Annotated in this window: 8 protein-coding genes; 3 read left to right on the forward strand and 5 right to left on the reverse strand. The window is 73.8% G+C overall.

The window, feature by feature from the left end; all coding sequences use genetic code 11:
- Positions 1–255 precede the first annotated feature (255 nt).
- From ACZ4WV_RS16355 to ACZ4WV_RS16375, 5 genes are all read right to left on the reverse strand, one after another.
- The gene (locus ACZ4WV_RS16355; RefSeq protein WP_465747091.1) at positions 256–1716 is read right to left on the reverse strand and encodes a cytochrome P450; all 1461 of its coding nucleotides are present in this window, start codon (positions 1714–1716) and stop codon (positions 256–258) included.
- Positions 1717–1756: 40 nt separating this feature from the next.
- Entirely contained in the window at positions 1757–2374 is a 618-nt protein-coding gene (locus ACZ4WV_RS16360) for a GTP-binding protein (RefSeq protein ID WP_465747093.1), read from the reverse strand.
- Positions 2355–2714 (reverse strand): DUF742 domain-containing protein, encoded by a 360-nt coding sequence (locus ACZ4WV_RS16365; RefSeq protein WP_465747095.1) that lies wholly within the window; start codon positions 2712–2714, stop codon positions 2355–2357. The genes ACZ4WV_RS16360 and ACZ4WV_RS16365 overlap by 20 nt, the downstream gene beginning before the upstream one ends.
- A gap of 63 nt (positions 2715–2777) precedes the next feature.
- On the reverse strand, positions 2778–3164 hold the full coding sequence (locus ACZ4WV_RS16370; protein ID WP_465747097.1) for a roadblock/LC7 domain-containing protein: 387 nt from the start codon (positions 3162–3164) through the stop codon (positions 2778–2780).
- A 17-nt stretch (positions 3165–3181) separates the two neighbouring features.
- On the reverse strand, positions 3182–4846 hold the full coding sequence (locus ACZ4WV_RS16375; RefSeq protein WP_465747099.1) for an ATP-binding protein: 1665 nt from the start codon (positions 4844–4846) through the stop codon (positions 3182–3184).
- 437 nt (positions 4847–5283) lie between these two features.
- Between ACZ4WV_RS16375 and ACZ4WV_RS16380 the strand changes: the two genes are divergently transcribed.
- The 3 genes from ACZ4WV_RS16380 (at position 5284) to ACZ4WV_RS16390 (ending at position 7310) form a co-directional block, all read left to right on the forward strand.
- Positions 5284–6219, forward strand: a complete 936-nt coding sequence (locus ACZ4WV_RS16380; RefSeq protein WP_465747101.1) for a class I SAM-dependent methyltransferase — start codon at positions 5284–5286, stop codon at positions 6217–6219.
- Positions 6220–6223: 4 nt separating this feature from the next.
- Complete coding sequence (locus tag ACZ4WV_RS16385; RefSeq protein ID WP_465747103.1) at positions 6224–6736, forward strand: GNAT family N-acetyltransferase; 513 nt, start codon at positions 6224–6226, stop codon at positions 6734–6736.
- 160 nt (positions 6737–6896) lie between these two features.
- Positions 6897–7310: a hypothetical protein gene (locus ACZ4WV_RS16390; protein WP_465747105.1), complete on the forward strand. Its 414-nt coding sequence runs from the start codon at positions 6897–6899 to the stop codon at positions 7308–7310.
- Positions 7311–7477 lie beyond the last annotated feature (167 nt).

Consider the following 7477-nt stretch of genomic DNA (forward strand, 5'->3'; position numbering starts at 1 on the left):
AGACTCTCCGCGCCGCACCCTGGAGAGGAAACTGCACCCCAGGGGGTGGGGGGGGGCGGCGAGCCGGAACAGATGGGGGGGGGGGGGGGCCACGGCCCCCCCCCCCCCAACCCGGCACCACCCCAGCACTCGTCACGCCGCCGCCGTCACCGGCCCGTCAACCGTCCTGAGGGGCCGGACACTGTCGAAGGCGCGGGCCCGCCGCCCCGAGCCGCCCGACCGGTGCCCGGCCAGCCGACACCGGAAGCGGACCAGTCAGCGCCGGAAGAAGCCGGTCAGCACGTCCCACCAGCTGCGCCGCTGCGCCGGGATGGCTGCCACCGGCGCGGCGGCGGCCGCCGCCCGCTGGACGGCCCGGAGCGCCTCCGCCTCCCGGGCGGCCCGTTCCTCCGCCGCCAGCTCGGCCTCGGCCACCGACTCCGGGTCGGGTTCGATCTCCCGCGGGGTGAACTCCACGGGCAGCGCCGTCAGGTGGCGGGAGATCCAGGCCGAGCTCCAGGTCAACTCCTCCTCCGGAACGGCCAGTCGGAGGTCCGGCAGCAGGGTGAGCAGGATGTCGATCCCGGCTTCCGCGACGTGCCGTCCGATGTCCTGCCCGGGGCACTCGTGCGGCCCGGCGCCGAAGGACAGGTGCGAGCGGTTGCCGTACAGCGGGGTGGCGAGGTCGGGCCGGATCACCGGGTCGACGTTGCCCGCCGCGAGACCGAGCAGCAGGAAGTCCCCGGCCTTGATCTGCTGCCCGCCGAGTTCGGTGTCCGCCGTCGCGCAGCGCCCGGCGACCAGCGACATCGGCGGGGAGTCCCAGAGCACCTGGTCCAGCGCCTCGCCCAGGGTCATCTGTCCGCCGGAGAGGTGGGCGCGGAAGCGCGGGTCGGTGAGCACCATCTTCAGCGAGTCGGCGATCAGGTTGACGGTCGTCTCGTTGGCCGCCAGCAGCACCACCCGCAGGTGCTCCATCACCTCGTCGTCGGTCAGCCCGGCCGGGTGCGCCAGCAGGCGGCTGGTCAGGTCGTCGCCGGGGTGGTCGTGCTTGTACGCGATGGTCCGGCGCAGGCTCGCCACCACGTACTCGTTGCTGGCGATCGCCGTCTCGGTGCCCTTCATCAGGTCGCGGGCGGCGTTCACCAGCTGCGGCCCGTACTCGTCGGGCATGCCGATCAGCTTGGTCATCACCAGCATCGGCAGGTGCTCGGCGAACTGGGAGACCAGTTCGGCCCGGCCGGTCGTGCCGACCACCTGCACCAGGTCGGTGGTGAAGCGGCGGACGTGGCGGCGGATGCCGCGCCGGTCGAAGCCGTTCAGGCCGTCCAGGACGGCGCCGCGCAGCCGGCGGTGCTCCTCGCCGTCGGCGAACACGCAGATCGGCTGCCAGGCGACCACCGGCAGCAGCGGGGAGTCGGCCGGGATCTCGTTGTTGCGGAAGGCGCTCCAAAGCCGGGAGTCGCGGGAGAACAGCGAGGGGGTGCGCATCGCGGTGATGTTGGCGGCGTGGCCGAGGATCAGCCAGGCGCGGTGGTCGCCGTGCAGCAGCACCGGGGCGACCTCGCCGTACTCGGCGCGCAGCTTCTCGTAGAGGCCCGCCGGATCGGCCTCGGCCTCCGGGCCGTACAGGCGTCGCAGGCCGCCGGGGCCGATCGGCTCGATGCCGCGGCCGTGGGCGGGGCAGCCGGGCGGCGGGGCGAGGGCGGCGTCGTCGGCGGGGAACGGGGTGGTCACAGGGTCTCCGGTTGCGGGGTGCGGAAGGGGAGTCGGCAGGTCAGCCGGCGGTCGGGGCGGCGAGTTCGTACAGGTAGCGCATCAGCGCCATCAGGGTGTCCCGGCTGGACTCGCGGCTGCGCGCGTCACAGGCCACGATCGGCACGTCGGCCGGGAGGTCGAGTGCCTGCCGCAGCTCGTCGAGCGCGTAACTCGGCGCCTCCGGGAAGCCGTTGACGGCCACCACGAACGGTACGCCGCGGTCCTCCAGCCGTCCGATCACCTCGAAGCTGACCTCCAGCCGGCGGGTGTCCACGAGCACGACGGCGCCGAGCGCCCCCTCGAACAGGCCGTTCCAGAGGAACCAGAACCGCTCCTGCCCGGGGGTGCCGAAGACGTACAGCACGAGCTCGTCGCTGATGCTGATCCGGCCGAAGTCCATGGCCACCGTGGTGGAGGTCTTGCGTTCGACCCCGGTCGGGTCGTCCACACCGACCCCGGCCTGGGTCATGGTCTCCTCCGTGGTCAGCGGGCGGATCTCGCTGACCGAGCCGACCAGCGTGGTCTTGCCGACGCCGAAGCCACCGACGATCACCACCTTGACCGCCGTGGCGACGGTGTCGGGCAGCAGGTCCGCGCTCGCCGGGCCGACGACCGTGTCAGAGCCGCTGAAGTCCATGGATCACCGCCTCCAACAGGGCACGGTCGGGGAGTTCCGCCGCCGGGACGGCGGCGCGGGCTTCGATCCGCCCGTCGTCGAGCAGGTCCGCCAGCAGGACGATGACGACGCTCGTGGGCAGTTCGAGGTAGGCGGAGACCTCCGCCACCGAGAGCGGGGAGCGGCACAGCCGCAGGATGGCCGCGTGCTCGGGCTGCATGGCGGGGGTCGGCTCCGCGCGGGAGACGATCAGGGTGACCAGGTCGAAGACGCCCGGCCCGGAGGGGCCGCTGCGACCTCGGGTGATCACGTACAGGCGGTCGGGCTCGGGTCCGTCCCAGCCGCCCTGGTCGGCCGTCATGTGACCGCCTCGGTGTGCTCGTTCATGTGACCGCCCGGGCACCGCGGCTGTTCGCCGGCCGGCTCACGCGACCACCTCGGGGTTGCGCGGCGGGGTGGAGAGGTGCTCGCCGATCCGTTCCACCAGGTCGCGCATCTGGTGGCTCACCAGTCCGGCGTCCACGCCCTCGTCGGCGAGGACCGCGAGGTAGGCGCGGTCGCCGGCCGACATCAGATAGAAGTAGCCGCCGTCGACCTCGATGACGACCAGCCGCATCGCGCCGTTGCCGTGCGGGAACTCGTGCCCGACCGCGGCGGCCAGGCTCTGCAGGCCGGCGCAGGCGGCGGCGAGGCGGTCGGCGGTGTCCGGGTCGGCGCCGTACTGGGCGATCCGCAGGCCGTCGGCGGAGAGCACGATGACGTGCCGCACGTACGGGACGCTGTGTGCGAGGTCGTTGAGGATCCAGTCCATGTTGCTGCGGTGCGGAATCACTGCTCGCCTTTCCCTGCCGTCTCTTCACTGGTCTGTCCGGCGCCGGATTGCCCGGCACCGGTCTGTCCGGTCGAACTCGCCGACGGGCCGGTGCCCTTGTAGCCGTCCATGAACGCCTCCAGCCACAGGCCCGGCTTCTTCGCGGCCGGTCGGGGCGCCGGGCCCGCCGGGCCCGCCGCCGGCCCGGAGGTCGGGCCGCTGAGGTTCGCGCTCGTGCCGTTGGGCGGCGTCGCGGCGCGTGGGGCCGGGGCGAAGGCGGCCCGGCCGGTCAGCCGGTGGCGGCGGCGCTGCGGCAGGCCGTTGGCCGTCCGCTCGGTGACGATCACCTCGTCGTCCCCGGTCTCCGCGTCGGAGGACCCCCAGGGGCTGGTCGAGCCGTAGGACGGCCCGACACCGGCCGACGGCCCGGCGCTCCGGGCGCCCCAGGGTCGGGAGGGGGTCGTCTGCCGGGGTGGGTTCGGTGGGAGCGGGCGCGGACCGGAGAAGGCGCCGATGCCGTGCGCCCGCCCGGTCGGGGGCGCGGTGGTGAGCAGTTCCTGCGGCACGACCAGCACCGCGCGCACGCCGCCGTACGCGGACCGGCGCAGCGACACCTGGAACCCGTACGCCTGGCAGAGCCGGCCGAGGATGGCGAAGCCCAGTCGGGGGGACTCGGTGAGGTCGTCGAAGTCCTTGGAGACCATGGCCTCGCGCATCGAGCGCTCGGCCCGGGCCCGGGCCTCGTCGGTGAGCCCGAGGCCGCCGTCCTCGACCTCGATCGCTATTCCGCTCTGCACCTCGGAGGCGCTGAGATGGACGTGGGTGTGCGGCGGGGAGTAGCGGGTGGCGTTGTCGAGCAGCTCGGCCACGGCGTGGATCAGCGGTTCGACGGCCGGGCCGGTGACGGAGATCTGGGTGACCGGGTGGAGGTCGACCCGCTGGTACTCCAGGATCCGGGACATTCCGCCGCGCAGGACGCTGTAGAGCGCGATCGGCCGGGTCCACTGGCGGCCGGGCCGGGCGCCGGAGAGCACGGCGATGGAGTCGGCGAGGCGGCCGACCAGGGCGTTGCCGTGGTCCAGGCGCAGCAGGTCGTCGAAGACGGCCGGGTCGTTGCCGTGCCGGTCCTCCATCTCCCGCAGGTCCTTGGCCTGTCGGTGGATGATCGCCTGGACGCGGCGGGCGAGGTTGACGAAGGCCCGCTCGGCGGAGTCGCGCCGGCTGACCTCGTCGTCGACGGCCTTGGCGATTCCGCGGGCGACCATCTCGAGCGACTCGCGGAACTTCCGGGAGAGCAGCGGGTTCGGCTGCTGGAAGGGCTTGAGCAGCACGTCGATGGAGGAGCCGTACCGGGCTCCGCGGACCAGTCGGCGCAGTTCACCCGCGGCGAGCCGCTCGATCTCGTCCTCCTGGCCGGCCAGCTTGCGGTGCAACTCGTCGACCCGCCGGAGGTGTTCGGCGCGGAGTTCGTCCAGGGCCCGGCCCCGGCGGGCGGATTCGGCGGCCACCACGGCCACCAGCACGATGGCGGTGGCCCCGCACCACAGCACTCCGGCCCGGGCTTCGACGGACACCACCACCGCGGCGACCGCAACCGCCGCCGCCATGACGGCGGTGGGCAGCAGCCAGCCGAGCAGAGGCGCGGGGCGCCGTCTGATGGGTGACGATCCAGCTCGAAGCATTCGGCATCCTCAAACGATCGGAACAGAACGGGGACGGGCGACGACCGGCTCCGGAGGCGTGGTGCTGCAGCATAGCCAAGTTCAGGACAACCCTGACCGAAACTCAAAAATACTGCCTGTCAACCGACTTGTGGCAACTTGCCGGACATGTCAGGCATCTCGCACACCAGTCGCAGTCCGGGTCGGTCACCGCCCGGTCACCAGGCTTCTCGCCTCGGCGCCCCAGCACCGGCAACCCGGCCGGGATTCGCTCATGCGAAGGGTTTCCGGCCCAAGTCGCCGCGCGTGGCGGATAGTTCGTGCTAGGGGCCGGTCGGGGTGGCTCGCCGTCACCCTTGCGGGGGATATTCGGCTCATTCTCCATGGCGCAACAGATGTTGCCTCCATGGGCAATGTCCGTTGACGGCTCGCGCGTGCGAGGCCTACAGTGCGGGGCCATGAACACGGACGATCTCGGTCGACGGGTGGCGGACGACGTGTCGGGCGGGGGCGGACTCGACGGGCTGCGGCGACTGTCGGGCGCGATCGCGGCCCTGGAGGAGCGGCGCACCGGCCTGGTCGAGGAACTCCGGCGCGGCAAGGCGGCGACCTGGGAGGAGATCGGCCGCGCCTGCGGAATGACCCGCCAGGGCGCCACCCGGCGCTGGGCCGGGCGGCTGCGGGCCCGCTCCTTCGGCACCGCCGCCGCCTCCTACCAGCACGGGCGCCCCGGCTACCCGCACGCGCTGATCGGCTCAGCCGTGCCGCGCCAGGCCCGCAAGGTGCTCGACCTCGGCGCCGGCACGGGCGAGTTGACCCGACTGCTGGTCGACGCCGGCCTGGACGTCGTCGCGGTCGAACCCGACGAGGAGATGCGCGCTCGACTCGCCGCGGCGGCACCCCGGGCGGTGGTCCGGGCCGGCACGGCCGAGCGGATCCCGCTCTCCGACGGCAGCGTGGACGCGGTCGTGGTCGCCCACGCCTGGCACTGGTTCGACCAGGCGGCGGCCCTCCCCGAGATCGCCCGGGTGCTCACGCCCGGAGGCACCCTCGCCCTGGTGTGGAACGTCCGCGACGAGTCGCAGCCCTGGGCCGCCGAACTCGGCGCCCTGCTGCACCGCGGCACCCGCCGGCCGATCGACACCGCGCCACTGCTCCCGGCCCCGTTCGGCGCGCCCGAGCGGCTGGAGATCCGCTGGGAGCATCCCACCACCCCGGCCGGGATCCTCGACATGGTCGCCTCGCGCAGCTACGTCATCGCCCTGCCCGAAGCCGAGCGCGCCCGCCTGCTGGCCGACGTCGAGCACCTGCTCGCCACCCACCCCGACCCGGCCGGCCGGGAGCGGATCGCCGTGCCCTACCTCACGAGGTGCACCCGTGTCCGGCTCGGCTGAATCCGTGACCGTCCGCCGCCTCGGCACCGCGGACGCCGAACCGTACCGGGCCTTCCGGCTGACCGCCCTGCGGGAGACACCGAGCGCCTTCACCTCCGGCCACGCCGAGGAACGCGGCAAACCGCTCGCCGACACGGTCCGGCGCCTGGCCGACGCCGAGAACGGGCCGGGCGCCCTGCTCGGCGCCTTCGGCGACGACGGCACGCTCATCGGCACCGCCGGACTGCGGGTCCACCCGCGCGCCCAGGAGCGGCACAAGGCCAGCCTGTACGGCATGGCGGTGGCCCGCGCCGCCGGGGGCCGGGGGACCGGCCGCGCCCTCGTGGAGCGGGTGCTCACGATCGCCGCCGAGGACGGGCGGCTGCGCCAGGTGCTGCTGACCGTCTCGGAGGGCAACGAGCCGGCCCTGCGGCTCTACACCTCCTGCGGCTTCGAGGTCTGGGGCCGGGAGCCGAGGGCCGTCCTGGTGGACGGGCAGGCCGTCACGAAGCTGCACATGGTGCGCCTGCTGGACTGACCGGGCGCGGGACCGGGTGCCGTATGAACACCAGCCCGGGCGCGGGCCGGACCGCCCGGCCAACGCGGTAGGCCGCCGCCGGTGGGGCTGACAATTGTCACGGTGCGGCGGTGTGCCGGCACACTGCCGCCCGGGCGGGGCCCGCGGCCACGATGAGGGCATGACCTCCATCGACCTGCACCACCCCGACACCCGCCGGGCCTTCCGCACCGTACGGCGGCTCGTGACCGCCTACCTCGGCCTCAGCGTCCTGACCTTGGCGGCCGCCGCCGCCCTCCGCTCCCACAGCACCGTCGTGACCCCGGCGGTCTGGATCCGCGGCGCCGCCGTCGCGGCCAGCGCCGCCGTCACCCTGCTGCTCACCGTCCGCGCGGCCCGCGGCTCCCGCGGCGCCTTCCGGCGGCTGCGGATCCTGTCGGCCGTGATGATCGCCGCCATCGTCGTGATCATCGTCCTGCCGGGCGCCTTCCCGATCTGGATGAAGGTCGAACAGGGCCTGTGCGGCGCCGTGCTGCTGGGCGTGGCCGCGGTGATCAACGGACGGCCGCTGCGTACGCTGTTCGCCACGCTCTGAGAGGGGGACACCGGTGACCGACCTCGACCGCGGCACCGCGCCGGGGGCCCGCCCCCCCCGGGGGGGCGGGGCCCTTTGTCCTCGGATCCAGGTCGGGAGGGCACCCCGGACTCCGAGTCCCCGGGACGGGGTGGGCGCCCCCCCGGGGGGGTTTTTTTTTCCCCTGG

The organism is Kitasatospora sp. NPDC029312 (assembly GCF_055569215.1).